Origin of the sequence: Phaeodactylibacter sp., assembly GCF_040219495.1 — a bacterium.
GTDB lineage: Bacteria > Bacteroidota > Bacteroidia > Chitinophagales > Saprospiraceae > Phaeodactylibacter.
On record NZ_JAVJSK010000112.1, the window covers coordinates 1 to 23,249 of the forward strand.

The window sequence follows — 23,249 nt, forward strand, 5'->3', positions numbered from 1 at the left end:
GTCGAAAACTAGCAATTTTTTGGTTAGACGAGACCCGAAAACCGGAGTTTAGCCTAAGCTAAATGAGGATTTTCGGGGCGAAGTATAAGCGAAAAAGTGCAGTTTACAGACCGATTACTAAAGTCCCAACACGCTCTAAAACAGAACTGTAATGGTTTGGTATCTACTTAAATGTCCTGACTATTTTTTACCGGGGGATTGATGATCGTAACTCAGTATACGCTTAAGCTTCCACTGGTCATTTTCAAGTATCCAAACATGGGTAAATTTAGCCGTACTTGTCAAATACTTAGGCTTGCCCGGCTCTTCTCCGTAGAATTCATGCTCCCCTTTCTGTATGGCACCGTATAGCACCCCGTTGGAATATAATGGAAAAACCTCCATGCTTCCATCTACCAAAACCCGAGTGGGCTTGTAATTCATATTACAAAGATTGGGGATGTTCCGGATGAAATTTTCTTTTGAATCCAGAAGTCCGCTTTGGTCATGATAAAACTCAAAATCATCGCTAATCAATGCCCTTAATTGGGCAGTATCACATTCGTTGAAACCGAGGTTGAAAACCAAGCTGTCTTTCTGCATTAATTCTGTGAATAATTTCTGAAGCGTAAAATCATCCTGCTGGCTAAATACCGGGGCAGAAAGAAGAAGGCAGCATAACACATTCAATGTCAACTTCATAATCTGTTAATTGGGTGCTTCAACTGCCTAAGATATCAAAAGCCACATTATTTACTTCCCCTTTTTCGACGTACTTCGTTTTCGATCCGTGATAATAGCGAGCATATGCATGGATATAACAACTAATTAATAACAAGAGCCGAGGTTACCTAACCAGGGTCTACTTAACCTTATTAGCATGCCTGAAGCAATAATCTGGAATTATCCATTCTCATCACAGACTGACTAACATGAACAGGTTCTTACTATCATTACTAATCCCACTATGCGGCTTCCTGAGTTGTAATGCTCCGGAAAACCCAAGTGGGCATATCACAGACTTTTCTAACCTTCTCCTCCCTGCGCCAATAAGTGGCGGATTCAAAATGGAAGAATACTGGATCTGGGGTGGATCAGCCATCAAGAGCCCCGATGGACAGTACCATCTTTTTGCTTCCCGCTGGCCTAAGCAATATCCCTTCAATCAGGGTTATGTGTACCATTCCCAGGTGGTTCATGCTACAAGTGATAAGCCAGAAGGCCCCTATACTTTTAAAGATGTCGCACTCCCCCGCCGCCCCGGATACTGGGACGGCAAAATGACCCACAATCCGACCATACAGCAATGGGAGGATACCTACTATCTCTTTTACATTGGCTCCACTTACGAAGGGGAAAGCCCGGATGCGGATTCACTTCGTAAAATCCGCAAAATCTATAAGAAGCCGGCTTACAAAAACATTCGCATTGGCGTGGCACGATCCACTTCCCTGGATGGGCCCTGGGAAAGATTGGACAGCCCCATACTCGCACCTCAGCCCAATGGTTTTGACAGCGTGGTCGTTACCAATCCTGCGCCTTACATCAACGAAGACGGCAGTGTGGACCTCATCTACCGCACCCATATCCGCGGTACCGGCAACCGCCTGGCTTACGCCCGGGCAGACCATCCCTTAGGCCCTTACCGAAGAGTCATACAAGCGCCCATTTCCACTGCTATTGTGGAAGACCCGTTCATCTGGAAACAAGACAGTACCTACTACATTCTGGCCAAGGATATGGAAGGCTCCATCACCGGAGAAAAGCACGCGGGCGTTTTCCTAACCGCCAAAGACCTGACACAATGGACGCTGGGTGAAAACCCTAAAGCCTATTCCCGGACCGTCAAGTGGACCGATGGCACCCAAACGGTGCAGGGATCCTTCGAGCGCCCTCAGCTCCTCATACAAAACGGAAGGCCCACCCACCTGTTTGCCGCCACTGCCGATGGACCGGGCGGATTCCGTAATGCGAACCACACTTGGAATATGGTGACGCCTTTAAAACAATCCGAATAATGATTTCAATAGCGCAACCCAACCATCTGATATTCCTGACCGCTGTGCTAAGCGTCTTGTCATTTTCTTGCGCTCAAAGCCCGGCGGATGCCACGCTGAGTGGTGGCAATCAGCCCAATATCATCTTCATTTTAGCAGATGATTTAGGCTGGGCAGATGTCGGCTTCAACGGAGCAAAGTACTACGAGACACCTAACCTCGACCGTCTGGCCGCCTCAGGTATTACCTTTTCCAACGCCTACGCTAATGCGGCCAATTGTGCCCCCACTCGTGCAAGTATACTGAGCGGGCAGTACACGCCCCGGCATGGCATACTGACCGTTAAAGCCTCCAATCGGGGCGACCAAAAGGCGCAGCGGCTTATCCCTGTCCCCAATCAATCGGTACTGGATACGGGTACCTTCTCTATGGCAGAAATGCTTAAAACAGCAGACTACCATACCGCCTTCATCGGCAAATGGCATATAGGCAACCACCTGGAAAGCAGCCCACTAGCTCATGGCTTTGATTACACGCTGGCCGGATGGGAGCGGGGCAGCCCGCAGTCCTATTTCAGCCCCTATCAGAACCCTGCCCTGGAAGACGGCCCCGGGGGCGAGTACCTCACCGACCGCCTAACCAGCGAGGCCATGAAATATATTCAGTCCCGAAATGCCAGTAAAGACCCTTTCTTCCTCTACCTGTCCTACTACGCCGTACATGCCCCCTTTGAAGCCAAAGACTCACTGATCGCCAAATACCGAAGCAAGAACCCGGCGGTAGAGGGCCGCGACAATCCCATATATGCCGCTATGATCGAAACGCTGGATGCCAATATCGGACGGCTGCATCAGTATCTGGAAGAACAGGGGCTCATGGACAATACGATCCTGGTGTTTTGGTCAGACAACGGCGGCTCTTTCCGGGCTACTGTAAATGACCCGCTAAAAGGAGCCAAAGGGATGCCCTGGGAGGGCGGTATCCGGGTGCCGGCTTTCGTGTATTCCCCCACCATTTTTCCCAAAGCCCAATCGATAGACGAACCCGTCATCAGCACAGATTTGTACCCCACTCTTGCGGAATGGGCAGGCGCTTCCCTGCCTGATGACTATCCTTTAGATGGAATGAGCCTTGCGCCCTTATTGAAGGGACGCCCCTTGAATGAGCGGTCGCTCTACTGGTATGCTCCGGTCTACCTGCCCGGCGGTGAAGATTATGCGTTCCGGATGGTGCCTTCCGCTATCATTCGCAAGGGAGATTACAAGCTCATTTGGGAATACGGGACGAACCAAACCCGATTGTACAATCTGAAAGAAGACTCCGGGGAAACCCGGGACCTCAGTCTGCAGCAGCCCGGGCTGAAACAAAAGCTTTTGAGTGAACTGAGGGACTGGCATCAGGCTACCAGAGCCAAAGTCCCAACCCTTACTAATCCTCAATTTGATCAGGATTACACCAAAGACCGGTACGAGTCAATAGGGTATGAATGATGCCTCTACCAATGGGGACAGCACTTTTCCTTATAAGCACTTTACGCTTCAACTATGAAAGACTCCAACTTAAGCTGTTTACTTTTGACCTGCTTTTTCGCCTGCCTCCTAACCCATTCAACGCAGGCACAACAAACCCTCCTTAGCGAGCGCATACCGATGCTCAAAACCTACGATGCCGACCATTTGCTGCAAGTGGCGTTGCCATTGGGCGGCATCGGCACCGGCACAGTCTCCCTGGGTGGACGCGGGGAACTGCGTGACTGGGAGATTATGAATGTGCCTGCGAAGGGCTACAGTACCGTTACCGATGGCAATGACGCCCCGTTCTTCGCTATCTATGCAAAGCCCGAAAACGGAGACCCTATAACAAAAGGGTTAATGGGCCCGCTGTACGATGCAGAATACCAGCATGCGGAAGGGCGCTCGGTCAACCACCACGGCTTGCCCCGTTTCCGCGAAGCCTCCTTTGAAGCCACCTACCCCTTCGGCATCGTCAACCTTAAAGACAGCGTTTTTCCTGCCACGGTCAAAATCGTGGGCTACAACCCCTTCATCCCAGGCGATTCCGATGATTCGGGCATCCCAATGGCCGTTTTTGAAATGGAAGTACACAATCCCACCGGACAGGATATGGAAGTGGCCATTGCAGGAAGCATCCGCAACTTTATCGGCAAAGACGGGCGGGAATACCAAACCGACTGGAAGGGCGACTACATCCCCCTGGGGGCAAAAAACAATGAAAATACCTACCGCAGGGGCAAGGGTTTTTCGGGGGTTTTCATGCACTCCAACGGGCTGGATTCCCTGCACCCTGCCTGGGGCACAATGGCCCTGACCACATCCGCACCAATAGGTCAGGTTAGTTATCGGACCAGTTCCGAAAAGAACGCCTGGAGCCGCGGCATCCTCGACTTTTGGGACGACTTTAGTGCTGATGGAATGCTAACGGAAAAAACAGCATCCGCCGACCCCGACCCCATGGCTTCTTTAGCCGTAAAACAGGTAGTGCCAGCCGGGCAAACCAAAGTTTACCGTTTTTACCTCACCTGGCACTTCCCCAACCGGCAGTCCTGGGGAAGTTGGAGCGAGGTGCAGCCCGTGGTCAGGGTGGGGAATTACTACATCACGCAGTACGCGGACGCCTGGGAGGTTATCAAACAAACCCTGCCCCGACTGCCACAGCTCACCAACAAAACCCTTGCTTTTGTGGAAGCGATGATGGCGAGCGATTACAGCGAAGTGGTGAAGGAAGCCGCCCTGTTCAACCTCAGCACCCTGCGCTCGCAAACGGTTTTCCGTACGGAAGACGGCAAGATGTTCGGCTGGGAGGGCGTGTTCGACCGCTTTGGTTCCTGCTTCGGTTCCTGTACCCACGTTTGGAATTACGAACAGGCGACCGCCTTCACCTTTGCCGACCTGGCACGCAGCATGCGGGAGGTGGAGTTTGGGCATGCCACGCGTGAAGACGGCTTCATGAGCTTTCGGGTGAATTTACCCCTTGACAGTGCCCACCTCTACCGCAAAGCCGCTGCCGACGGGCAAATGGGTACGATTATGAAGTTTTACCGGGAATGGCAACTCTCCGGAGATGATGCCTTCCTGAAAAGGCACTGGCCGCAGGTCAAGTCTGCCTTTACCTTTGCCTGGATAAAAGGAGGTTGGGACGGCGATCAGGACGGTGTGATGGAAGGCGTGCAGCATAACACCATGGATGTGGAGTACTTCGGCCCCAATCCGCAGATGCAGTTCTGGTACCTCGGTGCGCTCAAAGCCATGCAGGAGATGGCGAAGTATTTAGGTGAAAAAGACCTGGCGAAGAAGTGCCAAACGCTTTTCGAATACGGCAGCCAATGGACGGACAAAAATCTGTTCAACGGAGAATATTATATCCACCAGCTACAAGTCCCGGAATCACTCGATGACATCGCCAAAGGGTTGATGGGCGGCATGGGCAGTGAAGATCTGGAACACCCAAAGTACCAACTGGAAGAAGGCTGTCTGATTGACCAACTCGTGGGGCAGTATATGGCGCATGTGGTGGGGCTGGGCTATCTGGCCAAGCCCGAAAACCTTAAAACCACCCTCCAAAGTATCAACCGCTACAACAAACGGGAAACCCTGTTCGAGCATTTCAACAACATGCGGTCCTACGCTATGGGCGACGAAAAAGCCCTATTGATGGTGAGTTATCCGAAAGGCGGGCGTCCTGAGGTTCCCTTTCCCTACTGGTCGGAAGTGATGACCGGCTTTGAGTACACGGCCGCTATTGGCATGCTTTACGAAGGCATGGAAGCTGAAGGGCTGGAGGTAATCCGGAATATTCGAAGCCGCTACGACGGCAGCAAACGCCCCCCCTTTGATGAAGCAGAATGCGGGCATCATTATGCGCGGGCGATGGCTTCCTGGGCAGGTGTTTTGGCACAGAGTGGTTTTCAGTTCTCAGCGGTGGAGCAGTCAATGCAATTCCATCCCAAGGCCGGTAAGTGGTTTTGGTCGAACGGGTCTGCCTGGGGCACTTGCCTTATTTCAAATGAGAATGGGAACTGGGTGGTAAACCTGAAAGTATTGCATGGGAAGATCAGATTGAAGTCCTTTCAGTTAGGAGAAGGGGTAAAGAAACGCTTTAAGGAGGTTCAAACCGTTGGTGAGGGCAATAGATTGACTTTTGAACTTTATACAAAATAAATCCATGAAGCAAATAAAAACCCTAATCTGGCTCCTGTCTCTGCTTTCTATCGTGGCTTGCGATGAACAGCCTGGGGAAGGTACGTTCGGATACGATATCCATTTTCTGAAAGCCCATAAGAAAACAGTCCTCCTAAAAGAAAACGATGGCCAATCTCAGATAGCCATTGTACCCGACTATCAGGGGCGCGTGATGACAAGCACTGCTCAGGGTGAAAAAGGGAAGAGCTACGGCTGGATCAACCACAAGCTGATTGCCTCCGGAGCAATCCAACCAAAGATCAATGCGGTGGGCGGTGAAGATCGGTTTTGGCTGGGTCCGGAGGGTGGTCAATATTCCGTTTTCTTTTCCCCTGGTGCTTCTTTTGACTTTGCCAATTGGGAAACACCGAAAGTGATTGATACCGAACCCTTCGATATAAGTTCAGTTTCCGCGGACCGTGCTGTATTTGAAAAGCGTTTCCAGCTTAGAAATTATCAAGGCTTTGTTTTTGATTTAAAGGTAGAACGGGAAGTTTCCATTTTTGGCAAGAAAGAAATAGAACAAAATCTCGGCATCACACTGAAGGATGATTGCGCTTATGTAGGGTACCAAAGCCAAAACAAAGTGACCAATCAAAATGTGGAGGACTGGAGCAGGGACAAAGGACTGCTGTCTATCTGGATCCTAGGTATGTTCGCCCCTTCTGAAGAGACGGTCATTCTGTTGCCATACAAGGATTCCCTTCAGCTCAACTCCGCATATTTTGGCTCTATTGATGATTCCAGGCTTCAGGCAGATAGCGGTGTGGTGTACTTCAGGGGCGATGGAAAATACCGGTCTAAGATTGGCCTTCCTCCGGCTAATGCGACAGGGCGGTTAGGCAGTTATGACCCGATCAATCAGGTGTTGACCATTGTAAAGCATTCTTTTGACGGAGACAGTTTATATGTCAATTCACTTTGGGAGCACCACGAATACCCCTACCGTGGCGATGTTGTCAATGCCTATAATGACGGCCCGCTGGAAGATGGCAGTCAACTGGGTCCATTTTTTGAGTTGGAATCGTCCTCCAGCGCGAAGGCCCTTCAGCCGGGGGAAGCTATGACGCATATCCATGCTACTTTTCATTTTGAAGGCAAACAAGAGGCTATTTACCGGATAGCCCAGGAAGCATTGGGTATAGATTTATCTAAAATTCCTTATTAAAAAAACGACTAAACACAAACAGCTCAGCCTGGCCCTATTCCTCCCAACAAAAGGAACGTTCAGCTGGCCAAAAATACATCGGAAAAATATGCCAACTACCATCCGTCAAGTCTTATTGCTTTCCTCCTTACTACTACTCTTCTCAGGTAAAGGTGGTGCAAAAACACCGCTTGTTCAATATTCGATCACCGATTTTGGGGCCGTTGGGGACTCCATCACTCTAAATACAGCAGCTATTCAGGCTGCCATTGACACTGCGCATGCAAGAGGGGGTGGGGAAATCATTATCCCGCCCGGCATCTTTTATTCCGGATCAATCGTACTAAAAAGTAATACCCATCTTTTCCTGGCTCCCGGCTCCAAATTACTCGCCAGCACTGAGCTAAAGGATTACCCTATGTTGGAAGTGGATTATACTTCCATAAACCGATCTTATGGAGGACACGAAGTAATGGCAGGTAAGACTCGTTTCGCCTTTATCATTGCCTTTCGTTCCAAAAATATCGGTATTTCCGGACAAGGCACCATAGATGGAAATGGCGGTAATGGTGCGGACTTTAAAGTGACTGTTGATGATCAAGGCAAATGGCATAAACCCAAGAGGCCCGCCATGATCCACTTTATTTCCTGCGAAGACATCCTGCTAAGGGATGTTGATATACAGTACTGTCAGAACTGGCACGTCCACATGGAAAACTCTGAGCAGATCAGGATCGAAAATATTGATATCACTGGCCATGCTAATGCGAATGACGATGGCATAGATATCAATTCCTGCCGGGATGTTACTATACAAAACTGTAGGGTTGACGTAGGAGATGATGGCCTGGTGTTTAAAACCAAAGGCAAAGCACCCAATGAAAATATCATGGTAACCAACTGTGTATTTGCCAGTGAAACCCGGTGCATTCAGTTTGGGTCAGAAACGGAAGGTGACATGCGAAATATCGTCATACGGAATGTGCTGCTCAAACCAACAGCCATTCGCCCGGAATGGCCGGAACCCGGAGCCAAACCTATCAGCAAGTTAATAAAACGAAGCCTTGGGACAGGGATTTCTATTAACTCCAATGATGGAGGAACACTGGAAAACATTACCATCAGTCAGGTACGATGCGTTGACCTTCCCTCTCCGCTCTACCTGCATAACGCCAGGCGCCTCTGGAAATACTCAGAGGGGCGGTACGACACCACTATGGAAGCTGGCACTTTACGGAATATTTTCATCAACGACTTTGTGGCCACCGGGATCAAAAATACGGCCAATCCAACAATTATGGGCCTTCCTGAGCGCCCGCTCGAAAACATCCATTTGTCTGATCTGTACTTTGAGTTTACCGGAACCTTTGACCCAGCAAGCCTATTGACGGATTTAACTGATCTGACTGAGCATTGCGCCTGGCCAGGCTATTGGGGTAAAGAAAAGCACTATCCTGCTTATGGGCTGGAATGCCGTTATGTAGAAGGCTTATCCTTCGACAACCTTACGTTTAGCATCAAAGAAGACCCCAGGCCCGCCATTATTCTTAGTCATACCGGTACATTACAGATTGGATCAGTAAGCAACCTTGGAGGGACAGGAAAAACTATTGTGACCAAATAATGGAATGAATATGACCTACCGGATAATAACACTGCTCCTTTTTTTATTCCTACTTAATTCCTGCACGGAGGAGGCTAAGAAATCTGATCCGCTGCCTCAACTCAGCGGCATCTACCCTCACCTCGCCTACTACAACAGCGAAGGCGAGTGCGGCACCGGAGCCATAGTGCCCTGGGCTGACCGGCTTTGGGCCATCACTTACGGGCCCCACCTGCCTAACGGTTCCAGCGACAAGCTATACGAAATCACGCCGGACCTCAAGCAGATTGTACGCGAAGAAAGCATTGGAGGAACGCCTGCTAACCGCATGATTCATACTGAAAGCCAGCAGCTGTTTATCGGGCCCTATGCTATTGATCAGGAAGGGCAGGTCAGAACTATCCCCTACGAACAGATGCCGGGACGGCATACCGGTAATGCCCGCCACCTGGAACAGCCAGAAAACAAGATCTACTACGGCACCATGGAGGAAGGCTTCTACGAGGTGGATGTCCACACCCTGGAGGTACAGGAATTGTACCAGGATGCCAATACCCTGAAGGGCGATCAGTACAGCACGCTTTTACCGGGCGCCCACGGCAAAGGGCTCTACACCGGTCAGGGCGTTGTGGTGTATTCCAACAACGGGGAGCCCTCCGAAGAAGCGCTGAAGCAGTTTGATATCCCCTCCGGCGTCCTCGCAGAATGGGATGGTACAGATTGGAAAACCGTCAGAAGGGCTCAATTCGTGGAAGTGACTGGACCGGGAGGGATTCATGGCAATAAAAATCTGGCTACTGACCCTATCTGGGCTACCGGCTGGGACTACAAGTCCGTCCTGCTGGGTGTACGCGATTCCGAAACAGGATGGAGCTTTTACCGATTGCCAAAGGCCAGCCACAGCTACGATGGAGCGCACGGCTGGAATACGGAATGGCCCCGAATCCGGGATGTAGGTACTGAAAACCAACCCGACTACCTGATGACCATGCACGGAATGTTCTGGCACTTCCCGGGAAGCTTTACCCCAAGTAGCAGCGCCGGGCTGCGCCCACGGTCCGCCTATCTAAAGGTCATCGGCGACTTCACCCGCTGGAATGACCAACTGGTTTTTGGGTGCGATGATTCCGCCAAAAAAGAATTCTTAAACAAACGCAAAGTAAAGGGTGGCATTGAAGGGCCCGGGCAGTCCAACTCCAATCTCTGGTTTACTGATTTGGGAAAGCCTGACCAACTGGGGCCCAATACCGCCGCCGGAGCTGTTTGGTTAGAAGAACCGGTAACAGCCCATACGCCATCGGAGCCCTTCCTCTTTGCCGGTTGGCCGAAACGCAGCTGCTGGCTGCAGAATGCAGGCACTGCAACCGTGACTTTCACCTTCGAAATCGATACCGATGGCACAGGCAACTGGCAGCCGCTTACCACCCAAATCATTGAAGCGGGCAAAAACGCACGCGTGGCTTTCAACCGGGGCCAAAGTGGAGAATGGATTCGGGTGAAAGCAGATCGGGCAACCACCGCCACCGCCCATTTTTACTACGCAGATGAAGAAGAGCGTGATACAAAGGCAGCCCCCGTATTTACCGGCCTTGCCTCTGTCGACCAATCCGAAGTTCATGGCGGATTGCTATACGGGCTGGGCGACAACCGACGGGCGCTCGGCCTAGCCGCCACGGCCTTTTCCGGCACGGAAGATGGTGATTACCGTTATTACGAACTCAACGAAAAGCTGGAATTACTGCCTAAAAAAGATCCAGAGACGCTGGACTTCATCACTGCCCAATTTGCCATCCCAAAAGAGGTCGTGACAGTAGAAGAAAGCTCCGTATTGGTAGTCGATGACTCCGGAAGGCGATGGCGGTTCCCACTCGGAGACCCCAAGTTTTCCGCACTAACGGATGCCGGAGCATTGCGCATCGCCCGGGAGGTCGCCACCGAACGCGACCTGCTCAACCTGCACGGCACCTTCTACGAGCTGCCGGCTGAAAACGCCGATGGCTTTGCCAAGGTCCGGCCGGTGGCATCTCACTCATTACGCATTCACGACTACGCCAGTTACCGGGGATTGCTGGTGATGACAGGAATTGACCCCGAAGCCGGAAAAGACAATGAGCATGTGATCGTTTCAGCAGATGAGCAAGCAGCCGTTTGGGCAGGAGCGATTGATGACCTTTGGCAGCTGGGCAAGCCCACCGGGCAGGGCGGCCCCTGGAAAAACACAGCAGTTCAAGCCGGCGAGGCTTCCGACCCTTACCTCATCGGTTTTTACGACCGCCGCAGCCTTGAGCTTTCACATCAATCCGCTGAGCCGGTTACCTTTACCATTGAAGTGGAGCCCATTGGTCATGGTCCGTGGATGGAATATCAGCAGGTCACAGTACCGCCTGGCGAAACCTATACCCATCAGTTTCCGGCAGATTTCCAGGCGCGGTGGATTCGGTTCCGGGCGGATCAAAACACGACGGCTACGGCCTGGCTGGTTTATGAATAGCAGGAAGGAGTCTGATTTAAACGCAGATCAAGATTCAGTATTAGCTTTATTTTTCGGGTTTTATAATAGACTTTTCTGAAATCTGTTCAACAACTTACTAAATCTTAACTAACCTGTATATTTCTCTTTCTATGCTCAGAAAATAAACACCTGCCGGAAGTGTTTCAAGGTTAAGATAGAAATCTTGGTTGATTAGCTGCTCTTCTGCTCGAATAAGCTGACCGACAGCGTTATAAAGTCCATACTTTATGATTCGCATCGGAGCGACGCTAAACCTACAATGGAATAAGCCTCTACTTGGATTGGGGTAAATTGAAAGCGGAGATAACTGAAGGCTATTTGGCATAATACATTTATTGTTGCCACTCAGAAGTCCACTTCTATAGGTATTTAAAGTTGCTAATATTCTATTGGATTGCCCCTTCGTGAACAGAAACATGCACGGATCATCTACATAATCCATAAAATTCATAAACATTTCACTTTCTGAGCAGCCGCTTTGTGGATAACCAGGACAATTCGTATGCGCGTTTCGCTGTGGTGGTGTGTCTTCGACTTCATCATCAGTGGTGCAATCCCTGTCGTCAGCCCATAAATGTCTCAAACCAAAATAGTGCCCAATTTCATGCGTTGCTGTCCTGCCCATTCCGTATTTCCGGTGCCTGTTCATTCCAAAATATTTTGGATGAATGACTACTCCAGTCTTCTCAGGTATTACCGAATTGGGATAGCTTCCAAAACCAGAAATCAAGTTCCCCGTATTGGCTACCCATATATTAAGATATTTTTCGGTATCCCAGGCATCTGAGCCTCCACGGGCACTGAAGAATACATCCTCAGAAACGCCCATCTCGGGCCTATCACATTGTACTCTGATAATACCTGTCGTATAATTGCCGCTGGGATCAATTGCTGCCAAGCAAAAACGAATACGTGGGCTTCCAATCACTGGCTTGAACTCATCAGGTACATTTTGAATGTCACTATTTTCTGCATTGAAATCTCTGTTCAGGGCGTCTATTTGAGATAAGACCAATGCATCTGATAGATTTTCTTCGCCCTTGTGCCATACGATGTGGACTACTACCGGTATTATGATTTCAGAACGAGTATTTATGGCGTTTTGCAACAAATAATCTTCTATGATTTTATCTGCTTCACTCATTTTTTCAATTGAAACCCTATCGGTAAAAAATACCTCGTTTCCGCAAACAGGCTTTTGCCCATTTAAGCCAGCGCAAAAAAACAAACCTATGAGCAAGCAAATACTATCTAAGAATGTGTACTTCACCACTGATGGTTTTATGGTTAACCATGCCATTCCGGATGTATTCGTATTCAAAAAACCAAGCATAGACGCCGGGATCAAGCGCTTTGCCTTTGAAAGTGCCGTCCCAAATGATACTTTGGATATCTGACGATTTATTGGAATAGACGAGGCCTCCCCAACGGTCAAAAACCTGAAAGCGAATAGCTTGATATGGAAAATCACAACCTATGTAGCATTCCAAAACATCATTATTGCCATCGCCATTTGGTGAGAAAGCAGTCGGTATGTATACATTGCAGCCACAGATTTCAGTTGTTACTTCGAATGAATGATTAAAAACACCACAATCGTTTTGAATCTCAACCGTGTATGCCCCATCCTCACGGATTGAAATCTGATTGCTGCCTGAGCCATCTGACCATAAATAAGTGCCCGGCAGCGGTATGCTCAAGTCAAGTTCTTCGCCTTCGCAAAGCAAGGTATCAGCTGGCAGCAAGCTTAACTGCTTGTCATTTTCTAAGACCACAACCGTATCGCTAAATACACAATTGCCCAGGGTCGCATTTACGATGTACCGGCCTTCCTGATTGATGGTCAAAATGCTATCGGCCGCACCTGTATTCCATGAGTACGTTGCGTCCAAAAATGATTTCCCGATGGTTCGCGATTCGCCCTTGCATAAAACCAGTGTATCTGGCAACGGGTCAAAATCATACACGCCTACATCATCTACATAGTAATAGGAGCCGGTTACGCCAAAGCAGCCCTCGCTTTGCGTATTAGCGCTGGTTTTGAAACTGCCGATAATCGCGTACTGCTCCGTTCCGGTAGCCGTATAGCAGCCACTGATTTCCATCCAGTTGAGGGTATCGTTTAATATTCGCCCTGCCGGATTTTGAACGGCTGGAGTAAAGGGCGGTATTTGCTCCGCTCCTCCTATTACCGCTTCCCGGTACAGGGTGTCCGAAAACGCTAACCCCATTGCATCGGAATGGCAGGGTTGATGACCGTCACAATTACGGGAGGACACGAAGAACTGTATGTAGTATTGCCTTCCTTTGGTCAATTTTTCATTTATCTTGGCCTCCATGTATTCGGTAGTACGAGGAATTGTAAAATACTGAGTAATCCCAGCATAACCATTCCCGCTGTGTGCCGGTTGATAACAATTGGTGCTATTTAATGGTATCCCTCTATCCTGTGAAGAGGAGCATCCGTTAAAAATATCAGGAGTTGATAGTGCTTTATCCCAGGAAAATGCTAAATCTATTGATGCATAATCTATACTTGGACAATCAGAGATTAATTCGAAACTAAAATTGGGGATTAAGTTATGTTGTCCAATTGCACTATTGTTGATCAATAATAAAACAATTACCAGTACAGCAATTTTATTCATAGCAAAATAATAAAGTGGATATACCTGAACAAACAGGCACATCCACAGATGAAAAAAAATTATTTTACTATTGAAAGTTTGGTTGTAAGCAGTCTATTGCCGTTCTCCCAGATACTTACTAAATAAAGCCCATTAGCGAGGTCTGAGATATCAAAACCTGGTGAACCTATATGTTCAAACGATTTTACTATTCGGCCATTCATATCCATCAGTACGATACGCTGCTGTTTAGTGATGTCTACATCATAGTTTAGCAATTGAAATGAATGGTTGGCAGGATTTGGGAAAACTCTAATTTCTTCATTTTCTGCAATACGGCACCCAAGACCTGAAGGGCAAACGGCGAAATTTCGGTTCAAATTCGTCCAGGAAGTGTTACATTCAGCAGAAATTGCGAATTGAACAGTATAGGAAACGGGAATTTGAGCAAAATCGTTAGTTCCACTTTGAAAAGCCCCACTCGTCAACGCGTTTAAATCTATCTGATCACCTGGAATTTGCCCTTCTGTCCAGTAATTTGACCACCAACGGTTTTGCCCTCCGTTCTCAAAAATAGCAACCCACCAGGCATCATAGTTTTTTGTTCCGGTTGTATTCATTCTGATTGGTTCCCCTGGGTTGAACAAATCATTTCCATTAGCATCAATGAAATTCCAGGCAATGTCACTTTGATCTGTAACACCAACTGTGACCGTATTGCTGTAGGTAGGTGGAGTGCCGCCAAAGGGGCTATTGTCCCATGTGCCCAAATAACCGATAAACTGACCATTGTCGTTGAATAAACAAGTACGACCCCTGATTATGTTGCCAAATTTATCTGTACCGCATGCATTTTCCGCAATATCTGGATTTTGAACTTTGATCCTATAGGTTCCTTTTGCCAAATTGTTAAATACTGTACTCGTTTGTGGCCCTTCAACTTCAAGCCAAGAACCACTACCATATTGCAATTGCTCTAGATATATACGAGGTTTGCTAGGAGTGCCAGGGCTAGGCAATGATCGGCAACAAGCTGGTCGCCCATCTTCGTCACAGCCTGCGTAAAAACCGCCACCATCTCTACAAGCGAGAAAACTGCCCTGCATATATACAGTTGGGTAAGGAGGCAGGTTTGTTACTGTAATGCTATTGTTACTACAATTTACCGTTGCAGTTTGTGCAAAGGAATCTTGAGCGATGAAATGGCTCAAAAAAGCCAACATAAAAAGTTGAAAGAATTTCATCTTTGAAAGAGTTTACGTTGTCCTTACTTTGTTTTTAAGTAGTGTTCAGGAATAATTCCACCATTAATTGATATTTATGCTTAGATTCAAGAAAACGCTATGAACTGGCAGAAAGCGACTGTTTTGATTTTTACCCGTGTTGTATTTCTTTTGGGTTCTGCATGGTGTTCCTTTCCGCGTTCAGAAAAGGAAATTGTATTTATTTCAAAACTATACCTAAAAAAGCTATAAACAAATGACAAATGTCATACGGTTAGATGACATTGCAGTGTGCTTTAGAGTAAATTACGAATAAGCCATAAGGAGCCATTCTTTTGCATTACAGTCCTGACACCAAATAGTCATTACTTTAGACACAGGCTCCTGGTCTTAATTCCTGACTATGAGATAAACCATTGGTGTATATGCGATTCCTGCACCTCTTTTTCCTAATTGTTTTGATATCCGCTTCAGCAAAGGGGCAAAAACTCCTTAGCGAATATGTTACTCCAGTCTACAATGGGCCGGAAAGTACGGGGTTAAGCATCTACAACACCAACCCAGAAAGCCCGGACGGCCGATTACTGGCCTTCATAAAGTACAAGCATATTGTGCAGGGTGGACACGCCGGGCCGCCAACTGAAGCCTACCTGATGATCCGGGAGCGGGCGACCGGGAAGACCCGGCTTTTGGACACCGTTTGGGCAACGAACCACAACGGCGCTAATGCCATTTGGATTAATGATAGCCTGATTGCTTGCCAAATCGGGCATGTAGAGGATTTCGAAGTGTTCCACGCAGGAACCGGCGCGTCCGTGTCGGGCAGGATAAGAGGAGAACTGGGCCACAAAGCCGTGCATAACACCATTTATTTTTCCCGCTCCAACGAGCGGATGCGAGACCGTCACCCTGACCGCCTACCCTTCCGGGCAAGCGAGGAAGGTATTTGGCGTTACGAAGTGCTCACCGGAAAAATGGAGCAGGTGGTGCCGCTCTCTGAAATCATTCAGGCCTTCCAGCAACAAAATCCAAATATAAACGGAGCGGGCGCCCAACTGCTGCACGTCGACCCCAATGCTACCGGTGAACGCATTCTGTTTGACTACCGGCACTTCCGGCAAAAGACCGATAAGCGCAGAAAGCAATTGCAAGGCTACGTCAACGCTGATGGCACCGGCCTGCGTTGGGTACCCACACGGCCCATGCATGTGATCTGGTTTGACGACACCACTATGATGGGCGTGGACATGGAAGACCCGGAGAAGAAAATATACCGGTACGACCTGTACGGTCAACAGCTGGAATTGCTGGCCGGAAAAGCCTGCCACCTGGGCATTTCCCCGGATCGAAAATGGATAGCCGGGGAGTTCGGCTTTTACCGGGCTGAGCCGGACGGTTATACCCGTCTTTATCTTTACGCCAATGGAGAACCGGAACCGCGGGGAATCGTCGACCAATGGACCAATGAAAAGATCACCTGGTGGTGGGTCGCCCATGTTAACCCTTCCTTTTCGGCGGATGGCCAGCGGCTGTACTTTATACGAGCCGTGGATGGCGAAGAAAAGTTTGAAGCTGCCGTGCTGGACTTAACAGCCGCAGAGATAATTACCAAGAAAAAATAAATGCCTTATGAAGAAGTGGATTTACCTTTTCAACCTCGTGCTGCTCCTCTCAGCTAACCCGCTGCTGGCCCAAAATTCTTTCGACGTGCAGCACATCAAACGCACCATGGAAAAAGCCACATTCTGGCAATTGGACCATCCCAAACACAAGGATTACGACTGGACCAATGGCGCGTTCTACGCCGGCGTCTTTGCCGCTTATGAGACGACCCGGAACGAGGCTATTTTCCAGGTGCTGCTGGATATGGGCAAGCGCGTGGACTGGCGCCCGGGGCTAAGGCTTACCCACGCCGATGACCACGCCATTTGCCAGACCTATATTGATGTGGCCCGGGTGCTGGAGGAAAGAGGCGAAAACACCTGGCGCATCATGAACCCCACCCGTGTGGTCTTTGAAGACTTCATTGAATTTGAATATGTACAGCGGGAACGCCGGGACTCCATCACCTGGTGGTGGTGCGATGCCTTATTTATGGGGCCACCAGCACTCGCCAAGTACGCCAACTTCACGGATAACAAACGATTTCTGGACTTCAATGATTCCTTATTTCAGGAAACCTACGATCTGCTTTGGGATGAAGAACACCACTTGTTTGCCAGAGATGTGGATTACTTATGGAGAGGTACAAAGAACTATAAGAAAGAGGCAAATGGGAAGAAAATCTTCTGGAGCCGTGGCAACGGCTGGGTCATGGGCGGGCTGGTGAGGCTGTTAGACGAACTACCCGCTGACTACTCTAAACGTTCGTTTTACGAGCGCATTTTCAAAGATATGGCAGCCAGGATCGTATCTATTCAGCAAGAAGACGGGCTTTGGAGAGCCAGCCTGCTTGACCCGGAATCCTATCCCGGCGGAGAGACCAGCGGTAGTGGTTTTTACTGCTATGCCCTGGCGTGGGGCATTAATCAGGGGCTGCTGGACCGTGCAACTTATGAACCCGCCATCCGAAAAGCCTGGTCTGCCCTTTACCAAAATGTAAACGAAGAAGGCCGCGTAGGCTGGGTACAGCCCATTGGTCAGGATCCGCGGAAAAACTTTGGGCCGGATAGCTGGGAAGTTTACGGTACCGGCGCTTTTTTGCTGGCGGGGAGTGAGATGGTCAAGATGATTGGAGAGTAACGGCTCATTGTCCGTCTTTTGAAGAGCCGTTTTGGGAAAATCTAAGTACCTTTTACCAACCATAGCAAAACTACTCAGGTATGAAACAACGATCTCACCTATGGCTCCTGGCAATTGCCGTGGTGGCTCTGGTCGCCTGCAATGGTGAAAACCCTGCCGACTCATCAGAGACGCCACCCAACATCGTTTTTATACTCGCCGATGACTTCGGCTGGAAAGACGTCAGTTACAATGGCTCTGGCTACTATGAGACCCCCCACATCGACCGGATCGCGCAGGGAGGCTTCACTCTCACCAATGGATATGCTACTTGCCAGGTCTGCAGCCCCTCGCGGGCGAGTATTATGACTGGCAAATTTCCGGCTCGGCATGGCATTACCGATTGGATTGGAGCCCGGGCGGATACGGCCTGGCGGAGTGCGGGGCGTTTCAACCAACTCCTGCCAGCGGAATACGAGCGGGTGCTCAATGCAGAAGACACCACGCTCGCGGAAGCTTTCAAGGCCGCAGGCTATCAAACATTCTTCGCCGGCAAATGGCACTTGGGCAATAAGGGCTCCTGGCCGGAAGACCACGGTTTTGACATCAATAAGGGAGGCTGGGATAAAGGCTCACCCATCGGCGGGTACTTTTCCCCCTGGACCAACCCAAACCTTGATAACCAGCAAGCGGGAGAAAACTTATCGCTGCGGCTCGCAGACGAAACCGTCAACTTCTTCCAAACTCACCACCCGGACACCACGGGCCAGCCTTTTTTCGCCTTCTTATCCTTTTACGCCGTCCACTCCCCCATACAAACCACAGAGGAGAGGTGGGCCAAATACAGGGCCAAAGCCGAGGAGCAGGGCATCGCACCAAGCGGCTATAAAATGGGGCATTTCCTGCCCATCCGGCAAGTGCAGGACAACCCCATCTACGCCGGACTGGTGGAAACCATGGATGAAGCTGTTGGAAAAGTGCTTACAGGACTGGATGAACTGGGGCTGGCAGAAAACACCATCGTGATCTTCACTTCCGATAACGGCGGTGTTGCTGCCGGCGATGCCTTTTCCACCTCCAACCTGCCCCTGCGTGGCGGCAAAGGTTATCAGTACGAAGGGGGCATACGGGAGCCTTACCTGGTCAAAGTGCCCTGGATAAAAGAAGGGGCTGCTGAAATCACCACTCCTGCTACTGGCACCGACCTTTACCCTACCCTGTTGGAATTGGCAGGGTTACCACTCCTCCCCCATCAGCATCAGGATGGAGTAAGTCTTGTCCCTGCTTTCGAAGGCAAAGCAATACCCGAACGCCCGCTGATTTGGCACTATCCTCACTATGGGAATCAGGGCGGAGAACCTTCGTCTATCATCCGGCTGGGGAATTGGAAACTGATCCATTACTACGAAGACGGCCGGCAGGAGCTCTTCGACCTGTCCAGAGACCTGGAAGAACAAAACGACCTTGCAGCCGAACGCCCGGAAGTGGCACAACGACTGCACCGGCAATTGTTTGAATATTTGGAAGAGGTTGGTGCCCGGTTCCCCCGGAAAGACCCACTTTACGATGCCCAAAAGGAGCAGGCCTATCTGCAAAGTATCGAGAATGAGCTATTGCCCCGTCTGGAGGAGCGACGGCTACACACCCTTTCCCCGGATTTTGACGGTGGGGATTGGTGGGGTAGTCAGGTGGTAGAGGACTAGTTTATAGCGTTTCTTGAGATGTACAGACAAAGACGTACCCCCGGTTGAGCAGAAAATACAACTATGCCTGACTTCACCGGGTAGACCGGTTATCCGAAGTCTTCCAACGATGCTGGTTGTACCAAGCCTCCCCTGGTTACGGATAACGCTCCAGGAACCAGCCCAGTAAATTGGAAAAATGAGACCCATGATAACACTAAGGTTGGCCACCCCACAAGACCAGGCCCTACTTGAATACTGGGATACCAAACCTCACGTCATTGCCTGCGACCCTGACAGCGATTGGGAATGGGAAAAGGAGCTACAACGGAGCCCTACCTGGAGAGAACAACTGATCGCTGAATTCAATACAAAGCCCATTGGCATAATTCAGATTATTGACCCTGCGGAGGAGGAGACTAAGTACTGGGGACAGGTAGAGCCAAACAAAAGGGCAATCGACATTTGGATAGGCGAAGCGTATAACCTCAACCAAGGCTATGGCACGATCATGATGAAGTTAGCTATAGAGCGATGCTTCGCCAACCCTGACGTGACTTCTATTCTGATTGACCCCCTAAAATTGAATACCCAGGCCCATCGGTTCTACGAGCGGCTTGGGTTTGAGTTTTTGGAAGAACGGCAATTTGAGGATTACGTTTGTTTCGTTTATGAATTGAAGAGGGCAGCCTGGCATGGCAGGCATTACAAGGGAGGCTAAAAAAGGTCACTCTGAGGTAAACTGTGTTCATCAAACCTGATCCACCGGGTCAACTAAAGATGTAACGAATTGAACCTTAGAAAAAATACAATATGCCAACGTGTAATAGACCTTGTCCCTATACTTTCCCCGGGTGCCAATTATTCTTTTTCATTGCCCTGCTGCTTACAACGGTTTTCAATCAGGCAGGGGCTCAAAATGGTGCTTTCCGCATTACCGATTACGGCGCAGTGGGTGATGGCACCACTCTGACTACTCAAGCCATTCAGGCAGCTATTGATGCCGCGGCAGAAGCTGGGGGCGGCAGGGTCATCGTTCCTCCAGGCAAATACCTCACCGGTGGCATTGAGCTGCGCGATAATATCATTTTCGAACTACAGGGCGGTGCGACCCTGCTTGGTACCGACCAACTCAATGCCTACGCCACCCACGAAGGGACTGATCAGCATGGGAAGGCCATACAAAGGCGCTACCTACTCTCCGTTACCGGAGTAAAGAATGTCCTGATTGAGGGTAAAGGCACCATCGACGGACAGGGTAAATTTTACTGGGAAACTCCTGCCTCCCCGCCGCCGCAGTGGATCAAAGCCAAAACGCCCCGCCCTAATGCCCTGCTGGAGGTTGCAGATTCTGAAAATATTACCATTCGCGATATTACCCTGACCAATTCGCCCAACTGGACCTGCCATATTATGCACAGTCAGGACGTGGTAGTGGACGGCATACGGATCATCAACGACCTCTTTGCCCCCAACGCCGATGGAATCGACATTACCGGCAGTCAGCGGGTGCGGGTCACCAACTGTGACATTACCACTTGCGATGATGCGATTGTATTGAAAACCTGGAAAGACGGTCAGCCCTGCGAGGATGTAACCGTGACCAACTGCACCCTGGAAACACTATGTGCAGCATTAAAGCTCGGTACCGAATCCTACGCAGATTACCGCCGGATCACCTTTAGCAACTGCGCTGTACGGGCCGCTTCCCGCCTCTTTGCCATTTACGTGCGGGATGGTGGAACGGTGGAAGACGTGCTGGTCAGCAATATCACGGGTAGTACCAAAGCCCCACTGGTGCTGAACCGCCCAATCCAATTGATGGTTTCCAAAAGAACTGCTGACTCTCCTCTGGGACGGATCCGTAACGTGAGTATTGAACAGGTGAGCTGCGAGACAGACGGGCGTATCCTGCTTACCTCCATTGAGCCCAACCGTATTACTGATGTTCGTATCCGCGACCTGCACCTCCGCTATCCATTTGTGGAAGACCCTTCAATGCCCGGGTCTGATATTAAGAGTTCACAATTCCCAATTTCATTGCCCGAAGTGCTTACCGCCAAAGCAGCCATCGTTGCCAAAAATCTAAGCAATCTCCAACTGGAAGGACTGACCATTACCTGGTCGGACAATCCGGTCCCCGAAGACTGGCAGATTCCTGTCCGGATTATCAACGGGGACTTCAACCAAAAATTCCGGTACGATTATCTGCAACCGAAACAAACCGAGCTTGGTGTCTTTTGGGGCGAAAACCTCAACGGTGGCAGATTGGTCATCCCGGAAGCAGCACCTTCTTCCCCTACGGTGCAGAAAGTCGAACTGAATAATGCTACCATTCAGTATCAGGCTACAAATTGATAGATTAACCATGACCGGTTTTTTGATGACAATCCATAATTGAAACGACCTTCTGTTGTAAAGGACAAAATCGTTTCTGAATGGACAACCCTGTTTTAAAGCAATCATTTTTGCTGTGCTTGGCACTCTTTGCCGGACTGCTTGCACAGAGCTGTAACCCAGCTGAGCCCAAGGTAGAAACCGCAGCGCCGGCAAACCCGTCAAAGGATAGTGACCGGCTTCTGGGCGCCTACTATTTCGGTGCGGGCTATTTTACATTAGTACCTGAAAACATTCGCCACGACCTGGATGAAATGAAAGGCCTAGGTACCGATATCGTGTGCATCGGTATCACCGAAAGTGACATCAAGTACAATGAAGGCAATATCCGCTTTATCATTGAAGAGGCCCATCAGCGGGACATGCAGGTCTTTGCCGTGCCCTCACGCATGGCCGGTATCACCGCCGGGCAGCCGATCGAACCGCCCCTGTTTGGCTACCATCATCCGGAAACGGCAGTCCAGCGCAAAGATGGCACGCCCGTTGTCCGTAAAACCCACGGGATCCTCAGCAGCTTTTACCACCCGGAGGTCAAAGACTACTTCCTCGAAACCACCTCAAAGATGCTGGAGCAGTTCGATCTTGATGGCATCATCTGGGACGAGCCCAAATCCACCTGGTGGGAATGGCAGGACTTTTCCGAACTGGCGCTTAAGGACAACCCGGAAGGCGATTACATCAAATACATGGAAGACTTTGCGGACTTCTTTTCTGATATCAACGCTGAACTAAAGACCCAGCAACCCGACCTCACCATCGTCCACTTCGATGAGGCCTGCCGGGACGATACCGTAGTTAATGTGTCTGCCACTATTCGCCACCTCGACTACTTTGGTACGGATGGCAAGCCTTACCCCCTCATCAAGACCGAAAACATCACTAACCGGGACACCAAAGTACTGCCCAAATACGGAGAGCGCTACCTCAAAGCAGGGCGGAAAAATGACCTTAAGACCATGATGCTGGTAGAAAACCAACGCATGAGCAAAGCCGAAGTCGACAAAATGGACGCAGCACTGCCCAACATTCTGAAAATGGACGTAGACCTGTTACTCTACTATTACTACGGCTTCTACGATGAAGATCCGGAATACAAAATGGAGGTCATCCGGAAACATATCCCGAAGTTCAAAAACCAGAATATTCAGTAAAGCGAAGTTCT

16 protein-coding genes are annotated in these 23,249 nt (G+C 49.6%); 12 read left to right on the forward strand and 4 right to left on the reverse strand.

Going from position 1 to position 23,249, the window contains the following annotated elements; all coding sequences use genetic code 11:
* Nucleotides 1-180: 180 nt before the first annotated feature.
* On the reverse strand, nt 181-681 hold the full coding sequence (locus tag RIC19_RS17565; protein ID WP_350179655.1) for a nuclear transport factor 2 family protein: 501 nt from the start codon (nt 679-681) through the stop codon (nt 181-183).
* Nucleotides 682-911: 230 nt separating this feature from the next.
* Here RIC19_RS17565 and RIC19_RS17570 point away from each other — a divergent pair, with 230 nt between their 5' ends.
* The 6 genes from RIC19_RS17570 to RIC19_RS17595 all read left to right on the forward strand — a co-directional run bounded on the left by RIC19_RS17570 (nt 912) and on the right by RIC19_RS17595 (nt 11,416).
* Nucleotides 912-1,997, forward strand: a complete 1,086-nt coding sequence (locus RIC19_RS17570) for a glycoside hydrolase family protein (protein WP_350179656.1) — start codon at nt 912-914, stop codon at nt 1,995-1,997.
* Nucleotides 1,997-3,466 (forward strand): sulfatase, encoded by a 1,470-nt coding sequence (locus RIC19_RS17575; protein ID WP_350179657.1) that lies wholly within the window; start codon nt 1,997-1,999, stop codon nt 3,464-3,466. Before RIC19_RS17570 ends, RIC19_RS17575 begins: the two co-directional genes overlap by 1 nt.
* 54 nt (nt 3,467-3,520) lie before the next feature.
* Nucleotides 3,521-6,154, forward strand: coding sequence for a GH116 family glycosyl-hydrolase (locus RIC19_RS17580; protein ID WP_502930847.1), 2,634 nt, complete (start codon nt 3,521-3,523; stop codon nt 6,152-6,154).
* A gap of 4 nt (nt 6,155-6,158) precedes the next feature.
* Nucleotides 6,159-7,343 carry a DUF6786 family protein gene (locus RIC19_RS17585; RefSeq protein WP_350179658.1) on the forward strand — a complete coding sequence of 395 codons (1,185 nt, stop codon included), beginning with the start codon at nt 6,159-6,161 and terminating at the stop codon, nt 7,341-7,343.
* Nucleotides 7,344-7,431: 88 nt separating this feature from the next.
* Entirely contained in the window at nt 7,432-8,946 is a 1,515-nt protein-coding gene (locus RIC19_RS17590; RefSeq protein ID WP_350179659.1) for a glycoside hydrolase family 28 protein, read from the forward strand.
* A 10-nt stretch (nt 8,947-8,956) separates the two neighbouring features.
* On the forward strand, nt 8,957-11,416 hold the full coding sequence (locus RIC19_RS17595) for a hypothetical protein (RefSeq protein WP_350179660.1): 2,460 nt from the start codon (nt 8,957-8,959) through the stop codon (nt 11,414-11,416).
* Between the two features lie 97 nt (nt 11,417-11,513).
* Here RIC19_RS17595 and RIC19_RS17600 read toward each other — a convergent pair whose 3' ends face one another.
* Genes RIC19_RS17600 through RIC19_RS17610 form a run of 3 tightly spaced genes read right to left on the reverse strand, consistent with a single transcriptional unit; the run spans nt 11,514 to nt 15,308 of the window.
* Nucleotides 11,514-12,707 carry a M43 family zinc metalloprotease gene (locus RIC19_RS17600; protein WP_350179661.1) on the reverse strand — a complete coding sequence of 398 codons (1,194 nt, stop codon included), beginning with the start codon at nt 12,705-12,707 and terminating at the stop codon, nt 11,514-11,516.
* Nucleotides 12,685-14,085 carry a T9SS type B sorting domain-containing protein gene (locus RIC19_RS17605; protein WP_350179662.1) on the reverse strand — a complete coding sequence of 467 codons (1,401 nt, stop codon included), beginning with the start codon at nt 14,083-14,085 and terminating at the stop codon, nt 12,685-12,687. The genes RIC19_RS17600 and RIC19_RS17605 overlap by 23 nt, the downstream gene beginning before the upstream one ends.
* Before the next feature lie 59 nt (nt 14,086-14,144).
* Nucleotides 14,145-15,308 (reverse strand): T9SS type A sorting domain-containing protein, encoded by a 1,164-nt coding sequence (locus RIC19_RS17610; RefSeq protein WP_350179663.1) that lies wholly within the window; start codon nt 15,306-15,308, stop codon nt 14,145-14,147.
* A 404-nt stretch (nt 15,309-15,712) separates the two neighbouring features.
* Between RIC19_RS17610 and RIC19_RS17615 the strand changes: the two genes are divergently transcribed.
* From RIC19_RS17615 to RIC19_RS17640, 6 genes are all read left to right on the forward strand, one after another.
* The gene (locus RIC19_RS17615) at nt 15,713-16,909 is read left to right on the forward strand and encodes a TolB family protein (protein ID WP_350179664.1); all 1,197 of its coding nucleotides are present in this window, start codon (nt 15,713-15,715) and stop codon (nt 16,907-16,909) included.
* A 7-nt stretch (nt 16,910-16,916) separates the two neighbouring features.
* On the forward strand, nt 16,917-18,029 hold the full coding sequence (locus RIC19_RS17620) for a glycoside hydrolase family 88/105 protein (RefSeq protein ID WP_350179665.1): 1,113 nt from the start codon (nt 16,917-16,919) through the stop codon (nt 18,027-18,029).
* Nucleotides 18,030-18,109: 80 nt separating this feature from the next.
* Complete coding sequence (locus RIC19_RS17625; protein WP_350179666.1) at nt 18,110-19,711, forward strand: sulfatase; 1,602 nt, start codon at nt 18,110-18,112, stop codon at nt 19,709-19,711.
* 187 nt (nt 19,712-19,898) lie between these two features.
* Nucleotides 19,899-20,411: a GNAT family N-acetyltransferase gene (locus tag RIC19_RS17630; RefSeq protein ID WP_350179667.1), complete on the forward strand. Its 513-nt coding sequence runs from the start codon at nt 19,899-19,901 to the stop codon at nt 20,409-20,411.
* A gap of 92 nt (nt 20,412-20,503) precedes the next feature.
* Nucleotides 20,504-22,048: a glycoside hydrolase family 28 protein gene (locus tag RIC19_RS17635; protein ID WP_350179668.1), complete on the forward strand. Its 1,545-nt coding sequence runs from the start codon at nt 20,504-20,506 to the stop codon at nt 22,046-22,048.
* Between the two features lie 80 nt (nt 22,049-22,128).
* Complete coding sequence (locus RIC19_RS17640) at nt 22,129-23,238, forward strand: alpha-amylase family protein (RefSeq protein WP_350179669.1); 1,110 nt, start codon at nt 22,129-22,131, stop codon at nt 23,236-23,238.
* Nucleotides 23,239-23,249 lie beyond the last annotated feature (11 nt).